The sequence below is a fragment of the Paenibacillus jiangxiensis genome, assembly GCF_046098255.1.
Taxonomy (GTDB): domain Bacteria; phylum Bacillota; class Bacilli; order Paenibacillales; family Paenibacillaceae; genus Paenibacillus; species Paenibacillus jiagnxiensis.
The window spans coordinates 1-19,005 of the sequence record NZ_JBJURI010000031.1; the positions used below are offsets into that span (position 1 = coordinate 1).

The window sequence follows — 19,005 nt, forward strand, 5'->3', positions numbered from 1 at the left end:
CAATCCCGAGAATACCCTACTTTTTTATGATCCGACTAGATCACAAATATTGGTACACAAACAATTTTACACCGTCTAGACTCTTGTTTTTGCTCAAATAGCGTCACTCACACCCGTTAGATTTTGTTCGCGCTTTTTTGCGCTGTCCCACCTGTCCCACGGTCAAGCACCGCTTTCGGTTTTGACCCCAATTTTTCCGGAATTGCTTATCTCTTCTCCACTGCGCTGATTTCTTATCATTTCACCGGCAAAGAGGACTTGATGAACAATACGCTGATGTATTTGACCCAACTGGAATGGTCCTACATAGGCGAAAAAGTCTGGCTGAAGCTGACTCCTTCGGAAAAATTAGCCGCCTTTATTGAGTCAAGCCTGGATTATCAGGCCACATATCGTCTGAACAACACTGGCTGGGAGAATTATGGGAGAAAACAGGACGATATTAGGGATAAATACTTTTGAAAAATCGCTTATCATTGCAATTTGTACTATACTGGGAGCTGTTATCGGATGGTATTTGCCTGTTATTGCTGATTGGGTGTTAAAGCTGCCGATTATCCCTATGGAACAATGGGTACGTTTTATTTCCTCGCTTGATCATTTTTGGGTTTCTGTGACTGCTGCAGGGGTTGGCGTCATTGCAGGTCTGAATTTGCGCGAGGAGCTTGCGGAATTAGGTGTTGTTATTTGGGACAAAAGAAATGGTCAATTCGCCAGACGGATTCATGGATAAGAAAAACGTCTATCGCCGTACATTCAAAGAGCCAGACCGCGTTTAGCGGAAGTTTTTCTTGCGATATAGGAAGCAAAATGGCATCCGGCAGGAAGGGGGGGGACGGATTGACACTACAGCAACTGCGGTATGTGATCGAAATTGCAAACTGCGGCTCCATGAGCGAGGCGGCCAAAAGGCTGTTCATATCCCAGCCAAGCCTCTCCAATGCGATCAAAGAGCTGGAGAGCGAGCTGGGGATCACGATATTCGAGCGGACCAACCGCGGTATCAGCCTCTCCGTCGAGGGGATGGAATTCCTGGGATATGCCAGGCAGATGATTGAACAGGCTGACTTCATCGAAAACCGCTACAGCGGAAAGCAGCACAGCAGCAACCGTTTTGCTGTGTCTACTCAGCATTATGCATTTGCCGTGGATGCGTTTGTGAGGCTGATGAAGCAGAGTGAATTGAGCGACTACAGCTTTCATTTACGCGAAACGCAAACCTATGAAATCGTGGACGATGTCAAAACTCTGCGCAGTGATTTGGGGATATTGTATATCAATGAACGCAATTCCAAAGTGTTAAACAAGCTTTTCAGCGACGGAAGCTTAAAATTCACGCCGCTTTTTAATACAAATCCGCATGTATTTATCCGTGCAGGCCATCCTTTGGCGGGCAATAAGACGATTTTGCTTGAGGATATCTCGCCTTATCCTTTTATCAGCTTCGAACAGGGGGACAATAACTCACTGCACTTTGCGGAGGAGATGGTGGTTGCTGCCCGTATCGATAAAAGCATCAAAGTGAACGACAGAGCCACCTTATCCAATCTGCTGACAGGCACGGACGGATATACGATCGGCACAGGCCTTCTGGCCTCGGAGCTGGACGGAAATTCCATCATCACCATTCCGGTGGAGAGTGGCGAAATGTTTACGGTCGGCTGGATAACGCATAAGGAGCGAAAACCAAGTCCAATTGCGGCAGCCTACATTGATCTGCTGAATGATTTGGTTTCCAGACATTTCTTTAGTATCAATCACTTCTTACTTTAGCCCAGGAGGAACTATATGCCAACATCTATTACGGGGAGCAAGCGAAATACACCGCCGTTTCGGTATGATATCGTCGGCAGCTTTCTCCGTCCTGAAAGTCTGAAAGAGGCGCGCCGCCGTTTCGCAGAAGGAGAAATCACAGAGCAGAAGCTGCAAAACGTGGAAAATGAGGAAATCGCCAAACTGGTCAGCATGGAAAAGAAGCTTGGACTGCAGGCCGTAACGGACGGCGAATTCCGCCGTTCCTGGTGGCATCTCGATTTCTTTCTCGGGATCCAAGGCACCCGGAAGATTTCGCTTAACCAGGGAGCCGGGCGGCCAGAAGCCGGGACACGGGCGGAATCCTTTCAGATTGTGGATAAAATAGCCTTTGACCATCACCCCATGGTCGAGCATTTCAAACAGCTTCATGCCCTGGCAGGAGCTTCGGCAGTTGCGAAGATGTGTATTCCTTCTCCGTCGCTGTTCCATTTCGTCCAGTATTATAACGGAAATGCAGTGTATGCCGATCAGGAAGAGCTTTACCGCGACATCATCCAAGTGTACCGGTCAGCCATTCAAGCCTTTTACAATGCGGGCTGCCGTTATCTGCAATTGGATGATACTGCTTGGGGCACGCTGTGCAGCACAAGGCACCGGGAGCATCTGCAATCGGTTGGCATGGACCCGGACCAGCTTGCCGCAGATTATGTGCGCCTGATTAATGAAAGCATCGCGGACAAGCCGCAGGATATGGTCATTGCACTGCATGTTTGCCGCGGGAATTATCAATCCACCTGGTTTGCGGCAGGGGGATATGAACCTATCGCTGAGCAGTTGTTCTCGCAGGCAAAGGTCGATGCTTTCTTCCTGGAGTATGACAATGAGCGTGCAGGTGATTTTCGGCCTTTGCGCCATATCCGCGATCAATTCGTCGTCCTCGGGCTGGTCACGACCAAGCATGGAGGGCTTGAGAGCAAGCAGCAGCTTAAGGAAAGAATTGCCGAAGCTGCTCAATATGTAGATATTGATAAGCTCTGTCTTAGTCCACAGTGCGGCTTTGCCTCGACTGAGGAAGGCAACTTGCTGTCAGAGGAAGAGCAGTGGGATAAAATCCGGCTTGTGATTGATACCGCAAATGAGGTCTGGACTGACTAGTACAGCACCCTCCACAAATAAAAGGTGGCATAAGCTTCCCACGGTGCCCAGTTGGCGGAGAGCTGCAGCAGCTCCTGCTTGGTCGGCTTGCGGTCGGAGCCGAGCAGCGCTTTAACGGAGTTATGCAGTCCTACGTCATCAATCGGAAAAGCTGACGGGAAGCGCAGGCACCTCATCAATACATAGTTGGCCGTCCAGGGGCCAATGCCGCGGATGGAGGTCAGCATTCGCTCCGCTTCTTTGATGCTGCCTGCTTGCAAGAGCTGCTCCTTGTTGAGCTGCCCGCTTGCGATCAGGCGGGCGGTGTCAATAAGATATTCACTTTTTCTGGCGGTGAAGCCGAGAACCTTAAGCTCTTCTGCCGTGAGAGACGCAATCCGTCGGGGAGAGGGGAAGATCCAATATGGCTCGCCTCCATATAATACGGAGCTGCCGTAGGCTTCAACGAACCTCCTTTTCAAAGTATAAGCAAACGCGAGGTTGATCTGCTGCCCGATGATGCCCCAGCAGACGGCTTCGAACAAATCGGGAATTCCCATAATACGCAGGCCATAGAACGATTTGGCCGTCTGGCTTAGCAGCGCATCCGCTTGGGCCATCTCGTAGAAAGGAGCAAGGTCCCTATCCAGATCGAACCAATCACGTATGTAAATTGCAATATCCTCGCGAAGCTGACTGCTTATGCTGCCTGATTTCTCCAAAAAGCGGACATGCAACCCGCCGTTCTCATCCGGACCGATTTCAACCATCACGACTTCTTGTCCTGCCTGAATGGCCTTATAGACTTTGCCGTCATGAATCTGCAGCATGCACTCGTTGGTCGATCTGGCGAGGTATTTCAAGTTCTCCTGGAAGCTGAATTCAACCGGCACAGGCACAGTAATGCCATCCGGCAGATCCGTCCAAAGGGGCGTATTCATAAGCTCTCTTCATTCCTTTCTATACAAAATCCCTCATTATTGGCTTCGCGCAATCATAAGAACATATGTTCACATCTATCTTAATATGCAATATGGAGCTTAGCAAGCAAAATAAATTCGCCGCGGGAGAGGCGGGGACCTCTTATTTTCCCGGGCCTTTCCTTTTTATCAGCAGAATTGATAAAACATATAAAATGAATATAATTGACCTGCATCGCCTGCTGTGATAGGTTCAATAGAGCGAAAAATAATTTGGATCAAAATACTAGGAATTCATATTACAGCAGTTTTTGCGAGGTGGGATATCGTTGGAATTACAAGTAACTAATAGCCCTTTTAATCAGGAACAAGCGGAATTGCTGAATCGTGTTTTGCCTACGCTGTCACCGGTACAACGGATCTGGCTGAGCGGATATCTCACGGCACTTCAGAGTGCCGTGGCTCCGGAGGCATCTGCTGATGCAGTTCCCCAGACATCTCTCCCGGCCGCGGTAAGCGTATCCAAGGAGGCCACAGTACTCTTCGGATCCCAGACGGGCAACAGCAGCGGGCTGGCGAAAAAGACGGTCAAGCTGCTCGAAGATCGCGGCTTCCAGGTAACAGTGACCTCCATGGGAGATTTTAAGCCCAATACATTGAAAAAGCTGCAAAATCTGCTGATTATCGTCAGCACCCACGGCGAAGGCGAACCGCCGGATAATGCAATTGCCTTCCATGAATTTCTGCACAGCAAGCGGGCTCCTCAGCTGGAAGAGCTGCGTTATTCCGTGCTGGCGCTGGGTGATACTTCCTATGAGTTCTTTTGCCAGACAGGTAAAGACTTTGACAAGCGCCTGGAGGAGCTTGGAGCCAAGCGGATCGTGCCGCGTGTGGACTGCGATGTTGACTTTGACGAGCCGGCAGCGGAATGGATGAACCAAGTGGTTCAGGAACTGGGGCAGGCATCCGCATCGGCGGTCACCCCCGTTTCCGCAGGCTCGGCTGTTGGAAGCGGAGTGGAAACGGAATATTCGCGCACCAATCCCTTCCATGCAGATGTTCTTGAAAACCTGAATCTGAACGGCCGCGGTTCGGACCGTGAAACCCGCCACATCGAGCTGTCTCTGGAAGGATCCAATTTGCAGTACGAACCAGGGGACAGTCTGGGCATTTATCCGGAAAACCACCCTCGCTTGGTGGACGAACTGATCACCGCGATGGGCTGGAAGCCGGAGGAATCCGTCACGCTGAAGAACGGCGACGTGCTGACTTTGCGTGATGCGCTGATGCGCCATTATGAAATTACCGTTCTGACCAAACCGCTGCTGGAACAGGCTGCACAGCTCATTCCTGACAGCGGAATTTCCAAGTTGCTGGAACCGGGCAAGGAGCAGGAGCTGAGAAGTTATATCGAAGGCAGAGACCTGCTGGATCTGGTGCAGGATTACAGCCTGAAGGGGGTTCCTGCTTCAGCATTTACAGGAATACTGCGGAAAATACCTGCCCGTCTGTATTCGATCGCCAGCAGTCCGAAGGCATTCCCGGAAGAAGTGCATCTGACGGTGCGGACAGTGCGCTATGAATCGCAAGGACGGGATCGGTACGGCGTATGCTCCGTCCAGCTTGCGGAGCGCGTTCAGCCTGGCGACAAGCTGCCGGTGTATGTTCAGCATAATCCAAGCTTCAAGCTGCCGGAAAATCCGGATGCTCCGGTGATCATGATCGGACCGGGCACGGGTGTAGCCCCGTTCCGAGCTTTTCTCGGGGAACGTGAAGAGACCGGGGCCGCAGGGAAGACATGGCTCCTTTACGGGGATCAGCACTTCAGCACGGACTTTCTGTACCAGGTGGAATGGCAGCGCTGGCTCAAGGAAGGTATCCTCACCCGCATGGATGTGGCGTTCTCCCGTGACACCGACCGGAAGGTGTACGTCCAGCATCGCATGCTTGAAAAGAGCCGTGACCTCTATCAATGGCTGCAGGAAGGCGCCTATATTTATGTCTGCGGTGATGAGAAGAAGATGGCGCATGATGTCCATGCCGCCCTTGGAACCATCCTGGAGCAAGAGGGCGGTCTAAGCTCGGAGCAAGCCTCGGAATATCTGATTCGTATGCAACAGGAAAAACGTTATCAGCGGGACGTATATTAGAAGTTGTTCAAAAAGTCATCTTTTGATCACGAAGGAAGTCAGGAAGCGGGCTCGACATCGAATCTTGAATTCAGCCGGGCCTAAGCGGATGCTTCCGAAGCATGTTTCCTGCGGAAACATTTCAGGTGCTCACGTACCCCAAGTACGCTCCGCTCCTCAGTCCCTAGCTTCATCCAACTCAAGCGTTTTGAAAAAACGCACTTCGGAAGCATAGGCTTCGGTGCTGAAAACCTGACTTTTTGAACACGTATTATTCGACGACAGTCCCCATGATTACGAGAGGAGATGCAAGCATGGCACAAAATCAATTTTATCCGCCGCATGACCGGCCTCACAGCGATGTTGAGGATATCAAGCGCCGCAGCAACTATCTCAGGGGCAGCCTGGCCGAAACGCTGCAGGACCCGATTACCGGATCCATTCCCGAGGATGATAACCGGCTGATGAAGCATCACGGCAGCTATATGCAGGACGACAGGGATCTGCGGAACGAGCGGGCCAAGCAGAAGCTGGAGCCTGCTTATCAGTTCATGCTGCGCGTACGAGCGTCCGGCGGGGTGGTCACCCCCGAGCAGTGGCTGATGATGGACCGGATTGCTCATAAATACGGTAACGGCACGATCCGTCTGACCACACGCCAATCCTTCCAACTGCACGGAGTATTGAAGTGGAATCTGAAAAATACAATCCGCGAAGTCAATGATGCGCTGCTTAGTACGCTTGCGGCCTGCGGTGACGTGAACCGGAACGTCATGGCTAGCCCGAATCCTCTCCAATCCGATATTCATGGTGAGGTGTACGAGTGGGCGTGCAAGGTGAGCCAACATCTTGATCCACGCACCAGAGCGTACCATGAGATCTGGCTGGACGGGGAGAAGGTCGCGGACAGCAGGGATCAGGGGGAAGAACAGGAACCGATTTACGGTGCGGTGTACCTGCCGCGCAAATTCAAGATTGGCATTGCGGTGCCCCCAACCAATGACGTGGATGTGTTTTCGCAGGATTTGGGCTTCATCGCTATCGTGGAGGACGGCAAGCTGCAGGGCTTTAATGTTACCGTAGGCGGCGGTATGGGTATGTCGCACGGCGATCCGAAAACGTATCCGCAGGTGTCCAAGGCAATCGGGTTCTGCACACCGGAGCAGATGATTGAGGTCGCTGAGAAAACGGTAACCATTCAAAGGGACTTTGGGGATCGGGCGGTACGCAAGCACGCCCGGTTTAAGTATACGATTGACGACCGTGGTCTTGACTGGTTCGTACAGGAATTGAGCAGCCGTCTGGGCTGGAGTCTAGCGGAGGCACGCCCATACCATTTTGACAGCAATGGAGACCGGTATGGCTGGGTGAAGGGCAGCGACGGAAAATGGCATTTTACGTTGTTCATCCAGAACGGCAGAATCAAGGACGAAGAGGGCTACATGCTGATGACGGGGCTGCGCGAGATTGCCAAGACCCACACCGGCGATTTCCGGCTCACACCAAACCAGAGCCTGATTATCGGCAGCATCGGCCCGAAAAAGAAGAAAAAAATCGAGAAGTTGATCAGTGAATACGGGCTCACGGACGGCATTCATTATTCCGCTCTGCGCAGAAATTCCATGGCTTGTGTCGCTCTGCCGACCTGCGGCCTGGCGATGGCCGAATCCGAACGGTATTTGCCGACGCTGCTGTCTAAAATCGAGCCAATACTGGAAGAGGCCGGTTTGCGGGATGAGGATATTGTGATCCGCATGACAGGCTGCCCGAACGGTTGCGCCCGTCCTGCGCTGGCCGAGCTTGCCTTTATCGGGAAAGCGCCAGGCAAGTACAATATGTACCTGGGCGGCGGGTTTACAGGCAACCGCTTGAACAAGCTGTATAAGGAGAACATCGGAGAGGCTGAGATTCTCGAAGAGCTGCGGCCGATCATTAGCCGTTATGCCAAGGAACGCCAGGAGGGCGAGCATTTTGGCGACTTTGTGATCCGGGCCGGTTATGTAGAGGAGGTGCTTGACGGGCGCCAGTTCCACGTGTCCTGAGAGCATGAATGAAGAAGGATATCCACGCTGATGCAGGCGATGGATATCCTTTTTTTCATCCTGCTTTTCAAGAATAAACGGCCCCGTCCCAGGTGTAGAAGCGGATTCTGTCCATATCCGGCTCGACGCCGATGCCCGGCTTTTCCGGCACGTGGCACATGCCGCCTCTGCGTTGTAACACGAATATGTCATTCAGCGGATTGTCCATGGCGTCCCATTCGACAGGCTCAATGGGCCCGAAGTCGGCTTTGCCGCAGGGAGGCAGGCATGCTTGAGCCATGACGGCAAAGATTCTCGATAACGGCCCGTCAAAACAATGGGGAGACACCGCCATGCCGAATACACGGGCAAGCTGAAGTGTATTCCGGTAGGCCTCAATACTGCCGAGTTGAGCCGGATCAGGGTGAAGGTAATCGAGCGCTCTGTTAGTGAGCCAAGGGAGATAACCGCTCGTCTCCCGTATGTTTTCACCGCCGGACAGAGGTGCAGCCAGCGTGTTTTTGAGACGGACATAATCTTCTGTTTGATTCAGGGATACAGGCTCTTCAAGCCACATCCAGTTGGCGTAAGAATCCATCATTTTTTTCCACTCCAGCACGGCGGGGGGCAGATAGCTTTGGTTCGCATCGAGAGCGATCCGGATATTCGGTCCGAAATAATCCTGAATCATGCGTACATGCTGCTGGTCCTCGGCTGTGGATCTTCCGCCAATTTTGACTTTGATGAGGTTAAAGCCTGCGATCACTTTTTTCTCCACATCACGCAGTGAGCTATCCTGCCAATCGAGTGCTTCACGATAGGATTGAAAAGAGGCATAGAGCGGAATCTCCGCCCGCTGCCTGCCGCCCCAATATTCACACAGGGAAATGTCCGCTGCCTTGGCGGCCAGATCGGCAAGTGCCATGCTGACGGCTGCAGCCGCTCTACGATGCCACTTGGCCACTGTTTTCTCGATCAAGCTTCTGTCCAATACGGTTCGGCCGAGCAGAAACGGAATGATGCGGTCCCGGAAGCCGATGTGAAGCGTAGGCAGCCAATCCGAGCATTCACCCCAGCCGGACAGGCCATATGCGGTCTGAATACGAATCAGAAAGAGGGAGCGGTAGCGTTTATAGCCGTTGGCATCCCCATAGGGAACGGGCACTCTGTAATATAGGGGATAGGTTTCAACCGCTGTAATGATCATGTAGGTCACCTGAAATTTTCATGAATTGGGTTGTTCGCCAAAGGAGAACTGTTCCATTATTCCCTAATGACAAGGAAATATCAGGTGCCCGGGAAAATAAAGTCTGTAATGATGTAAACAGGCACGAATAGACATCAGCCTACATACACAAGAAGAGGCTTTTCAGCCAATATTGAAAACAAATGCGGAGATCGGATGAACGGGGGATTATTAATGAGTGAGGGCAGAATACTTTTTGTTCCGACAAACGGGAGTGGTTTGGGGCATTTAACCCGCCTTCTTGGCTTGGCAAGGAGGATCAAGAAGCTTAACGAGGAGTTGGAAATCATCTTTCTAAGTACGAGTCCAGCCATGCACCTTATTATGAGAGAAGGTTTTTTAGGATATTATCAGCCTGCCAGGAGCTCGTTTTCACAGGATTTTACAGTCAAATCGTGGAACGAATTATTAAACAAACTACTATCTACGATATTGCAATTACATAAACCCAATATACTGGTTTTTGATGGTGCAACTCCATATGACGGAATTGTTTCAACTTTCCATGAACATGAATCCATGCAAACCATATGGATCAGAAGGGAACAAAATAAGAAGAGGCCGAACGGACAAACCCGAAATGAAGGCAGTCTGTTCGATAAGATCATCGTTCCGGGTGAAGCGGGAGTTGAATTTAGAAAGGAATCAGAACATGTAAGCTACTGTGAACCTGTAATATACTTGGACAAATCCGAACTGCTGCCAAGGGAAACCGTACGAAAAGAATGGCGGCTACACCCAAACGATAAACTGGTCTATATCCAGCTGGGTGCGGGCAATATAAACGATATCCATTCGGTAATAGCCACCATAATATCCGTTGTAGAGAAAAGACAAGATGTGAGAATCGTACTCGGGGAGTCGATGATTGGAAAGAGGCTGTTTTTTGATAACGACAAAGTAATGATTCTGCGCGATTATCCTAATTCGCTCTACTTTAACGCCTTTGATTTAGCCATTTCCGCTGCAGGATATAATACCTTTCATGAATTAATGCATTTTAGTGTGCCGACGATTTTTATTCCCAATGAAAATACCAGCCGGGATGATCAGGTGGAAAGAGCAACCCGCGCAGAAAAATCCGGTTCGGGAATATGTTTAATAAACCCGGGCTCAGAGGAGCTTGCTCATGCTTTGAAAAAGGGTCTTGACTCAAAGATAAATCAAGAAATGAGAGAATCCGCCGCTCGCCTTGTGCCCAAAAATGGCGCTGATGAAATGGCGCAGTTATTGCTTACTTATATTACAAAGGACGCATGAGATGGCTATCCAAAGCCATCCTTAACTCGGCTGAATATTGTTGGAATTCATCCGTAGCACGATAGGTCTCCAAATCCCAGCTCTCCGCCTGCCGCTCATCTTCGGAATTCATCACATCCAGGCGTTTCGTGATTTGCTTTTCAACGGAGCGACGATACTTTTCAGGCAGCAGGCGAATAGAAGGCTGATACCATTTTTCCATCCATTTCACAGGAAGCGTATCGCCTCTTGTTCTCTTCTTCAATTTATTCATAATCGGATGATCCCCGTCATAATGGGCGGTAATATAAGTGATGATATTCTCCGAATGGATAGGAAACATATTCAATGTCCTCTTGATGTGAGGAAGACTGAAGAATCGATCAAATTCGGTATGACTTGGTGTTGACCCATCCAGAACACGATCCAGCAAACCTTTTCTGAAGCATTTCCAGCATGTACCACATGGCATCTTTGCAGTTCCACGCATGCAGGAGCGGGCAATTGTACGATAGGATGAGTTTTTCACAATGATCGACGTACCTACTTCACAGATTCCCCCGGTTACCTGGTTAAAAGGCATGCCTACGAGTTCAAAAAGCTTCCCCCATCGAATAAAGTGAAGTCTTTGGCTATAGTCGGCGAATTTAAGATGACTAACCTGATAAGTTGAGTCCATCACGGTACCCCAGGCGACACTGTCAAGCCCGACATAATCCGATAACAACAGGCCCGGGACCGCGTTTGCTATATCCACTGGAAAGCCAACGGGTTCTCGTACATACTCAAGATTTGATTTAATGATATATACATTTCGTCCTTCTTTATGCAGCGTATTGCAGGCCAACAAAGCTGCTTCCTTGTTATATATTGTTTTTTGATGTAACGGGGTGATCCTTTCCAGGAAAATAACGCACGAATCACCAGGCAGCAGCAATAACGCAGCAGTAGAATCGATTCCACCGCTAAAGGCTAAAGCCGGGACGGAATGGTGTGGAGCTTTTCTTGGAGTTAAGTTTGGATCTACAGGTAGAATTTCTTTTTTTGTAGTTCGTTTGAACAAGTCATGAAATGACTGGCTTACCCCATGAGGCAATTCGATACGGGATCCGGCAAATGGATAGATGATCAATATGGAAGCCAGTGCGATGACATCGGGGTGGACCTTGTCAATGTCCCAATCAGGAGGCATATGGATTTCACACGAGGCTTCTCCCATTTTGATGCCGGATTTGGATAGGTCGTCATGTCCTAAATGAAAGTGATATTCCAGCAGTCCCTTCGTACAACGATATTCGATTTGCATGATAAACCCCCACTGAAGGTTATTCATTTCCGTCGACATAATTCAGAATTAATCTTATGAGTTGTTCAGCGGACAAATCACCTTCGCCTGCGTTAATGCGTTTAACAAGGATTTGTTTTGAAGGATTCAGCCCTCTGCGAACCGTGAAAAATAATTCAACCCCCATGCTTTGGCCAATCTCTATGACCTTGTTATTATAAGCCCCGAAGGGAAAGCTCAGTAATTTCGTCTTTTCGCCAAGCTCTTTGTCTATCCTGTAATTCATGAATGAAAGATCATTCTGAACTCGACGTTCATATTCCAGCTCGGATTCCAGCCGGTTCTCTTTCTCCAGAAATAGAGGATGTGTAAGAAGACGTTTGTTCTCTCCGTAATTGGTATTGCGGTGAAGATCGTAAGTGTGGCTATAGAAGCTGAATCCATTTTGCTTCATTTCGCGCATTTGGTCCCAGCTGAGTCCGCGGCCGGCATCGATTTTCTTGCCTATGATGAAGTTGGTGGCTGTAATAGATCTTTGTTTAAGTAGAGGATACGCATAAGTGTAGAAGCTTTTTTCACCGTCATCAAAGGTGATGACTACAGCATTCGGAGGAATGTGCTCTCCTGTCTTCATGAACTTCAGGAAGCTTTCCATATTTATAATGTTGAAACCGTTTTCTATCAATGTATCCAAATGATTGCCAAACAGACTTGGGGTTAGACAATATGGTGAATTGAAATGGACGTCTGGATCGAGTTCATGATACGTAAGTACAACTGCACAACCTCTATAGTAAACTTTGTTTTTCCTCTCAGATCGGGACACTGTTCAACCTCCCTTCTGTGCTTAAATATATGCTTTTCTTCAGCCGAAGTGTGGGAAGTGCACCAGACCGCCAATAAAATCAACCGCTGCCCAAGATGTGGCCCATACCAAAATATACAAATCCCCATAGCTTGTAAAATACGATGTGGTAAAGGGGGATAGCCATGAGCCTAAGCAATATGTACCCTGATCATTCAAACGAACAAATCGCGATCATTGGGCTAGGTTTTGTAGGGTTGCCATTAGCGATGCTTCTTGTGCATAAGGGCTTTAAAGTAATTGGAATCGATATCGATATTACAAAGATCAACAACCTTAACGAAGGGAAAAGTCTCAGTCCGGATATTGACGGTAAAGAGGTAAAAGAATTGGTATCTGCAGGCCAGTTAACGGTTACCACTGATTACGACAGAGTGAAAGATGCTGACATCATCATTATTGCTGTACCTACACCGTTAGGCGAGGATCAAAATCCGGAGCTTTCCTATTTGGAGAGTGTTGGTAGAGCGCTGTCTCCCCGCATACAAAAAGGGCAGCTAATCATCCTGGAGAGCTCAAGCTTTCCTGGGACAACCAGAGATATACTGATGCCGCTTCTCAAAACCAGCGGGCTGCAAATCGGCCGAGATGTTCACTTGGCCTATTCGCCCGAGCGTATTGATCCCGGCAATAAGGATTTTAGTTTGGCGCAAATTCCAAAAGTTGTAAGCGGGCTTACTGAAAAGTGTGCGGATCATGTGTTTCGGTTCTACAGTAAAGTTTTTGATCAAGTCTTCAAGGTTTCATCACTTGAGGTTGCGGAGCTTTCCAAATTGCTCGAAAACACGTATCGGCTTATTAACATTTCGTTTATGAATGAATTCGCGCAACTATGCGACGAGCTGCAAATTGATGCATGGGAGGTCATTAACGCATCCAGCACGAAGCCTTACGGCTTTCAAGCTTTTTATCCGGGTCCGGGAATAGGGGGGCATTGTATACCGGTTGATCCTTTATATTTGCAGTGGAAAGCCAAACAAAGCGGTTTTCAGAGCCGATTCATCACACTCGCTCACATCATGAATGAGCAGATTTCAAATTATATTGCGGATCAAATTAAGGAGCATTTATCGTGCGAGGCAGATCTCAAAGATGTAAACATCCTGATTTATGGAGTCACCTATAAAAAAGACACCTCTGATATCAGAGAATCCCCTGCTCTGTCCCTCATTCGCGTGTTACTAAACTGGGGTGCATCGATCCATTACCACGATCCCTACATCCCTGAATTTTCACTTGACGGCCTCAAATACAGCAGCGAGCCATTCACGGACGACATTTTCGAAAAAACAGACTGTGTTCTCATTGCTACAGACCATTCTCAAATTCCAATTGAACACATATTGGAAAAATCAAAATTTGTCTATGATACACGAAACGTAACGAAAGATTTGTCGGGCAAGGCCAACGTGGTTCGATTTGGAGGGGGAGGCCCGGGCAGGGCTCTTCATAAATATGTGTCCGAAAACTCGGCAGTTTAATCAATTTATCGTCTCCTTCTTCTATTTGGACATATGTCGATTGTGGCCTTTTTTTTGATTACTTATCATAAACGGAGTGTTAGGAGAATAAAAGAGGAGGTTTGCACATGAGATCCCAGTCTCATAAGATGACCGTGTCCATCGACCAGCATTCATCGCATTTGGAACCGATAAGAACATTCTTCAGTCAATTGGACAGCGAAGACAAAACGATCGAAAATCTGTCTCGTCAGCAGCGTGATGAATATCAGCTGAAAGCCATTAATTTAACGCTTGAACATGTCTGGAAAAACAATGAGTTTTATAGAGAAAAGCTGGAGGAAGCCGGGTTTAAGCAGCCGGCAATTGATCGTCTCGAGCAATTATCTTCTGTACCTATGCTGCAAAAAGACGTCATTCGCGGGGACAAAACAAAGCTTCTGTGCGTTGATCCTAAAGAGATCGGCCAGGTCCACCTTACAAGCGGAACGACGGGAAAACCGATTTACACTTCATACACCTTAGCAGACCAGTATATTTACGATTTATTGCCCAAATATCCGATTTTGTTTCCGGAAACGCCAAACGACGTGGGCGCCGTTGCGCTTCCATATGAGTTCGCACTGCCGGGGCTGGGGTTCCAGCGATTGTTCCAGTTTTCTTTCGGGACGACGGTTCTTTCCCTTGGCAAAGGCGGATACATGGCGCCTGTCGACAAATCATTGGAGTTAATGAAGGAGTATCAAGCGAGCGTGCTTGTTACCACCCCATCATATGCGGCACTTTTAATGGAAGAAAGCGAGCGTTTTGGAATAAGGCTGGGCGAAGACATTCGTTTGCGGCGCATACTGCTTACGGGAGAAGGGTGCTCCAATACGTTCCGCAGCCGGTTGGAAAAAGCGTGGGGATGTGAGGTATCGTTCTTTTACGGATCGACAGAATGCGGCGGAATTGCAGTTGAATGCAAGGAGCACAAAGGTTATCACGTCATGGAAGGCCATGTTAAAGTGGAAATTGTCGACCCTGTATCCGGGAAACCGCTTGATTACAATCAAACCGGTGAAATCGTCGTTACGACACTGCTGAGGGACGGAATGCCGATGGTTCGCTACCGCAGCGGTGATATCGGCTATTTGCAAAAATCCCAGTGCGATTGCGGAATTACGATGGACATTTTGCATCTTAGAGGCAGAATGGAAAGTATGCTGCATTTGAACGGTAACGATTATTCGCCGTTTTTATTGGAGCATTTCCTGATGGAAATTCCAGACATTAGCTTATGGTACCATTTCATTGTCGATAAAGGGAATTTAACCATCGAGGTTGAACCGTACCGCACAACATTAAGCGATGAACAATTGGCGGAAAAAGTTCAGAAACATATGTTGGATAACCTGGGTATTCCCTGCAATGTTGAAATTAAACGCTCGCTGCCCCGCACATTCGGCAAAGCAACGAGAATTTTCATTCGTTGAGGGGGGAGTTTTCTCAATGTCCAATACCCATATGAACAGGGAGCACAAATTTCGAAATCTGCTGAGAAGTATAAAGAAAACATCTCTTTATAGAGATAAATTGGCAGCATATCACTCAGACAATGTCGGGTTGGAACAGATCCTTACTCTGCCGCTAACCACGAAAGAGGAGCTTCGAAAGGGCGGCGCTTTCAGCTATCTGGCTGTTGATATGAAGGAAGCGGCGCAATATCATGAATCATTCGGGACGACGGGAGAGCCTTCGGCATCATGGTTTACCAAGGAAGATTTGGAGACCGGAGGGAAACAGATTCGGGCGTGTGGTGTTGGTTTAAAACCGGAGGATGTCGTGCTGGTTCGGTTTCCTTATGCGATGTCGCTTCCCGCTTTTTTGGTGCAGCATGCAGCAAGGCAAGCCGGCTCACTTATCGTGCCTGCCAGCAGCCGCACTCCGGTCACGCCTTACCCCAGAGTGCTGGAGCTTATGAAGCGCCTGGGCGTTACTGTTATCACGGGACTTCCCAGGGAGATGGAGCTGCTCGCCGAGACGGCACGTCTGCTCGGATCGGACACGAAAACGGATTTTCCTTCCCTGCGGGCGATATGCACTGCCGGGGAATTGATGAGCGAAACCCGCCGGGAACATATCGCAGGGCTGTGGGGAGTCCCTGTATACAATCTGTATGGTTCCACCGAAACCGGCAATATCGCAGCCATGTGTGAGCAGGGTGTCATGCACGTCGTTGAGGAAGATTTTCTCGTTGAGGTGTTGAACGAAGAGGGCTCCGCACCCATTGCCCCGGGAGAGAGAGGATTTGCAGCGGTGACGACGCTGTCCCATCAAGCCTCCCCGCTGCTGCGTTACTTTAATGAGGACATTGTCTCCATCGAACCCAGCGATTGCTCCTGCGGCCGAAGCGGAGGGAAACTGGTTCACTTCGGCCGGCGCAAAGAGCGGATTCGCATTGGCGGGGTAACGTTGGACAGCAAGGATATTCAGGATGCTGTATATTCATTGTCACCCGTGCCGGATGCCTGGAAAGCGGTTCAACAAGTAAACGGTCTTCATTTTATTTTGGATTCACATCAATTTTCCAAGTGGGAGAACCGGAGCATTCAGGCCCATTTATTCGAACTGTTGGGTGTGCCTGTAACTGTGGAGATTTCCGAGCCGGGCACTTTATTGAACCGTGACGAACTTGTGCGTAACGACATTTCAAAGAAGCCGGTATATATCCAAAGGCTCGAATCCAGCGATTCCGATGCAGCACCCAATGCCCCCTTTCAGGATCTTCTACACCAAGGACGCCGAAAATTAACGGACCGCAAGCCGAATGAAGCACGTGAATTATTCGAGAAGGCAGTTGCATTAAAGCCTGACTCTGCGGAAGCACATGCTTTCCTCGCAGGGGCATACGGTCTTTTAATTGAGGAAGCCCATATCATAGAGAAAATAAAGCTTCTGCCTTTTTTGGAAAACGAAATCAAGGCGGCTCTTGAACTCGATTCAGCGCTTCCTTTCGCACGAAGAGTTAACGGAACAAGACTGCTGAATACACCGGATACGCTTGGAGGAGACCCGGCGGCGGCGGCCATGGAATTTCGCTATTGTATAGAACATGGAATGGATGAAGCTGACATATGGGTGTCCCTTGCTGAGTGTTATATCAAAATGGAGGATGCGGGCAAGGCGGGCGAGGCACTAAAGGAAGCGTTGGTTCGTGAACCGCGGCATGAAAGGGCTACTGAATTAGTGCAGCAGCTCGGCGGGGGAAATTAATATAAGCCAAATTAAAAGGAAAGCGAAAACCTGCGCGAATGAACTGCGCAGGTTTCTTTGCGAACAATAATATCCCTAGTTCCATGTTATGAGAAGAATAAGGTCCGATTCGGCGATTCTGGCCTTTCCGTGTTTTAGCTTTTTCTAACTTTGAATGTTTTGATCATCTGAGTGATATCCTCTACGACGTTCATCATTTTTTCGTTGGCCATACTTGTGCCGTCTTTAACGGCTTCCCTTAATTTTTTTGCATCAATCGGGTCCGGCTTAACGGAGTCTTCCAGTGCAGTTATCATTTTTTCACCGACAAAGACGGCGCCTTCTTTGACGGAATCTGAAACTTTATGAATTAATACAGAGGAAGGCTGAATAAATTCATCGACTGACTCCAGGATCTTATTATTTTCGCCTTCTTTAACGGCAGTCATCAATTTTTCGACAAGCACAGAAGACGGTTCAGCGAACTCATTTACCGCCTTCATGATTTTGCCACTGGATTGATCGGCACCTTCTTTAACAGCATCCGCGAATTTGTCGGTTAAGTTAGTGAACTCATTCAATAATTGATTCGCGAAAACAGAAAAATCGCGCTTTATATTTGTCATTTGCTTCACCTCCCGCTGCTCTCTTTTTCATCCATTCCAATTTGCAGTTTTTGCTCTACCAGACGGTGGTACTCCGGATCCTCTGTCTGTTTTAGCAGCTTGCTCCAGCACATTTTGGCCTCCTGCAGACGATCGACCCGGTGGTATGCCTCACCGAGCTCATAGATCAGTTTATTATATGTTTCTAGTGAGAGGCTGCCTGGGTTACACAGTTCTTCGTTGATGAGGAAGAGATAATCCTCGATCACCGTCTCCGTCCGGTGGAAAATTTCCTCCGGCAGTCGAAATGCGATGTTGCCGCGCAGTTTGCGGATTCTGCTTTCCGTTGGAGCGGAAGCCACCGACTCATCTAATAGCTTCAAGCTGCGATTCGCCCATTGAAAACGTGTCAACGGATTGGATTCATCCCGGGCAATCAATGACATCACGCTGCCGTGGAATGCATCGGCAAGCGGATGGCCCGGATGATCCGTGCGCAAGCTTTCAAATTCATGGTGTGCTTTCCATACAGCGTCCGTATTGCCTCTGACAGCTTCATTATGCAGTTCGACCGCCTTGGCGAATCGCTGCTCGAATGAGTGCGGCTCGTTTTGCTCTTGTGCCGATTGTTCATTGATCATAGGTGCACCTTCCTTTTTCGTATTGGTCTTTGCGACTGATCAGGTTCAATTAATGCAGTTCTCTCTTCGAATGAGCGTAAATTTCATAGCTGGCGGTATCTGTATCTGCCGACTTATCTTCTCTGACAGTGACTGTCTCAGCCGGCCACATCTCGGGCTGGAGGGGATCTGTGGGGGCCGATGCCTGCTCGGGTTCGGTCTGAAACAGCGAAAACAGTGTTCCTCCTTTTCTATGGTTTTTCGATATCATCACGACAGTTGCAATAAGGATAAATATCAGGACAAATACGGTAAATGAAAGACAAAAAACGAATAATAACGTCTCCGCTGTGCTCCTTGTTTTTTTATTCATCTGTTTCATCTCCTTAAGTTCCGCAACTATATGTTTTTCAGTGTATGGTAAACATCCAATAGAAGTGTTGGGCATCTGTGCTTGGTGGAACGCTGATGTATACCCGTTTCTGCGGAAAG

At 48.8% G+C, this 19,005-nt stretch carries 17 protein-coding genes; 10 read left to right on the plus strand and 7 right to left on the minus strand.

Annotated elements, in window-relative coordinates; genetic code table 11:
* Positions 1 to 261: 261 nt before the first annotated feature.
* From ACI1P2_RS24745 to ACI1P2_RS24760, 4 genes are all read left to right on the plus strand, one after another.
* Positions 262 to 462, plus strand: a complete 201-nt coding sequence (locus tag ACI1P2_RS24745) for a hypothetical protein (protein ID WP_355324261.1) — start codon at positions 262 to 264, stop codon at positions 460 to 462.
* On the plus strand, positions 422 to 733 hold the full coding sequence (locus ACI1P2_RS24750) for a YqeB family protein (RefSeq protein WP_355324264.1): 312 nt from the start codon (positions 422 to 424) through the stop codon (positions 731 to 733). The genes ACI1P2_RS24745 and ACI1P2_RS24750 overlap by 41 nt, the downstream gene beginning before the upstream one ends.
* Before the next feature lie 107 nt (positions 734 to 840).
* Positions 841 to 1,773: a LysR family transcriptional regulator gene (locus ACI1P2_RS24755; RefSeq protein ID WP_355324267.1), complete on the plus strand. Its 933-nt coding sequence runs from the start codon at positions 841 to 843 to the stop codon at positions 1,771 to 1,773.
* Positions 1,774 to 1,788: 15 nt separating this feature from the next.
* Positions 1,789 to 2,910 (plus strand): 5-methyltetrahydropteroyltriglutamate--homocysteine S-methyltransferase, encoded by a 1,122-nt coding sequence (locus tag ACI1P2_RS24760; protein ID WP_355324270.1) that lies wholly within the window; start codon positions 1,789 to 1,791, stop codon positions 2,908 to 2,910.
* Here the strand turns inward: ACI1P2_RS24760 and ACI1P2_RS24765 are convergent.
* Positions 2,907 to 3,830 (minus strand): DNA-3-methyladenine glycosylase family protein, encoded by a 924-nt coding sequence (locus tag ACI1P2_RS24765; RefSeq protein WP_355324273.1) that lies wholly within the window; start codon positions 3,828 to 3,830, stop codon positions 2,907 to 2,909. The genes ACI1P2_RS24760 and ACI1P2_RS24765 overlap by 4 nt on opposite strands.
* A gap of 308 nt (positions 3,831 to 4,138) precedes the next feature.
* Here ACI1P2_RS24765 and ACI1P2_RS24770 point away from each other — a divergent pair, with 308 nt between their 5' ends.
* Together ACI1P2_RS24770 and cysI are read left to right on the plus strand one after the other, a co-directional pair.
* On the plus strand, positions 4,139 to 5,959 hold the full coding sequence (locus tag ACI1P2_RS24770) for an assimilatory sulfite reductase (NADPH) flavoprotein subunit (RefSeq protein ID WP_355324276.1): 1,821 nt from the start codon (positions 4,139 to 4,141) through the stop codon (positions 5,957 to 5,959).
* 293 nt (positions 5,960 to 6,252) lie between these two features.
* Positions 6,253 to 7,980 carry an assimilatory sulfite reductase (NADPH) hemoprotein subunit gene (gene cysI / locus ACI1P2_RS24775; RefSeq protein WP_355324280.1) on the plus strand — a complete coding sequence of 576 codons (1,728 nt, stop codon included), beginning with the start codon at positions 6,253 to 6,255 and terminating at the stop codon, positions 7,978 to 7,980.
* A 67-nt stretch (positions 7,981 to 8,047) separates the two neighbouring features.
* On the opposite strand, the gene ACI1P2_RS24780 is transcribed toward cysI, so the two are convergent.
* Positions 8,048 to 9,166 carry a mandelate racemase/muconate lactonizing enzyme family protein gene (locus tag ACI1P2_RS24780; RefSeq protein WP_355324283.1) on the minus strand — a complete coding sequence of 373 codons (1,119 nt, stop codon included), beginning with the start codon at positions 9,164 to 9,166 and terminating at the stop codon, positions 8,048 to 8,050.
* Between the two features lie 213 nt (positions 9,167 to 9,379).
* On the opposite strand from ACI1P2_RS24780, the gene ACI1P2_RS24785 reads away from it, so the two are divergent.
* Positions 9,380 to 10,465, plus strand: a complete 1,086-nt coding sequence (locus tag ACI1P2_RS24785) for a glycosyltransferase (protein WP_355324286.1) — start codon at positions 9,380 to 9,382, stop codon at positions 10,463 to 10,465.
* Here the strand turns inward: ACI1P2_RS24785 and ACI1P2_RS24790 are convergent.
* Both ACI1P2_RS24790 and ACI1P2_RS24795 read right to left on the minus strand, forming a co-directional pair.
* Complete coding sequence (locus tag ACI1P2_RS24790; RefSeq protein ID WP_355324289.1) at positions 10,449 to 11,750, minus strand: DUF6395 domain-containing protein; 1,302 nt, start codon at positions 11,748 to 11,750, stop codon at positions 10,449 to 10,451. The genes ACI1P2_RS24785 and ACI1P2_RS24790 overlap by 17 nt on opposite strands.
* A 19-nt stretch (positions 11,751 to 11,769) precedes the next feature.
* Complete coding sequence (locus ACI1P2_RS24795) at positions 11,770 to 12,363, minus strand: polysaccharide deacetylase family protein (protein ID WP_355324292.1); 594 nt, start codon at positions 12,361 to 12,363, stop codon at positions 11,770 to 11,772.
* Positions 12,364 to 12,719: 356 nt separating this feature from the next.
* On the opposite strand from ACI1P2_RS24795, the gene ACI1P2_RS24800 reads away from it, so the two are divergent.
* The 3 genes from ACI1P2_RS24800 (at position 12,720) to ACI1P2_RS24810 (ending at position 17,309) form a co-directional block, all read left to right on the plus strand.
* The gene (locus ACI1P2_RS24800; RefSeq protein ID WP_355324295.1) at positions 12,720 to 14,075 is read left to right on the plus strand and encodes a nucleotide sugar dehydrogenase; all 1,356 of its coding nucleotides are present in this window, start codon (positions 12,720 to 12,722) and stop codon (positions 14,073 to 14,075) included.
* Positions 14,076 to 14,182: 107 nt separating this feature from the next.
* The gene (locus ACI1P2_RS24805; protein WP_355324298.1) at positions 14,183 to 15,529 is read left to right on the plus strand and encodes a phenylacetate--CoA ligase family protein; all 1,347 of its coding nucleotides are present in this window, start codon (positions 14,183 to 14,185) and stop codon (positions 15,527 to 15,529) included.
* Positions 15,530 to 15,629: 100 nt separating this feature from the next.
* On the plus strand, positions 15,630 to 17,309 hold the full coding sequence (locus ACI1P2_RS24810; protein WP_408976338.1) for an AMP-binding protein: 1,680 nt from the start codon (positions 15,630 to 15,632) through the stop codon (positions 17,307 to 17,309).
* A 134-nt stretch (positions 17,310 to 17,443) separates the two neighbouring features.
* On the opposite strand, the gene ACI1P2_RS24815 is transcribed toward ACI1P2_RS24810, so the two are convergent.
* The 3 genes from ACI1P2_RS24815 to ACI1P2_RS24825 are packed head-to-tail and all read right to left on the minus strand — an operon-like array spanning position 17,444 to position 18,886.
* A complete protein-coding gene (locus tag ACI1P2_RS24815; RefSeq protein ID WP_355324304.1) occupies positions 17,444 to 17,914 on the minus strand; it encodes a hypothetical protein in 471 nt (156 codons plus the stop codon).
* Between the two features lie 5 nt (positions 17,915 to 17,919).
* Positions 17,920 to 18,534: a hypothetical protein gene (locus ACI1P2_RS24820; RefSeq protein WP_355324307.1), complete on the minus strand. Its 615-nt coding sequence runs from the start codon at positions 18,532 to 18,534 to the stop codon at positions 17,920 to 17,922.
* Positions 18,535 to 18,583: 49 nt separating this feature from the next.
* Entirely contained in the window at positions 18,584 to 18,886 is a 303-nt protein-coding gene (locus ACI1P2_RS24825; protein ID WP_355324310.1) for a hypothetical protein, read from the minus strand.
* Between the last annotated feature and the right edge of the window lie 119 nt (positions 18,887 to 19,005).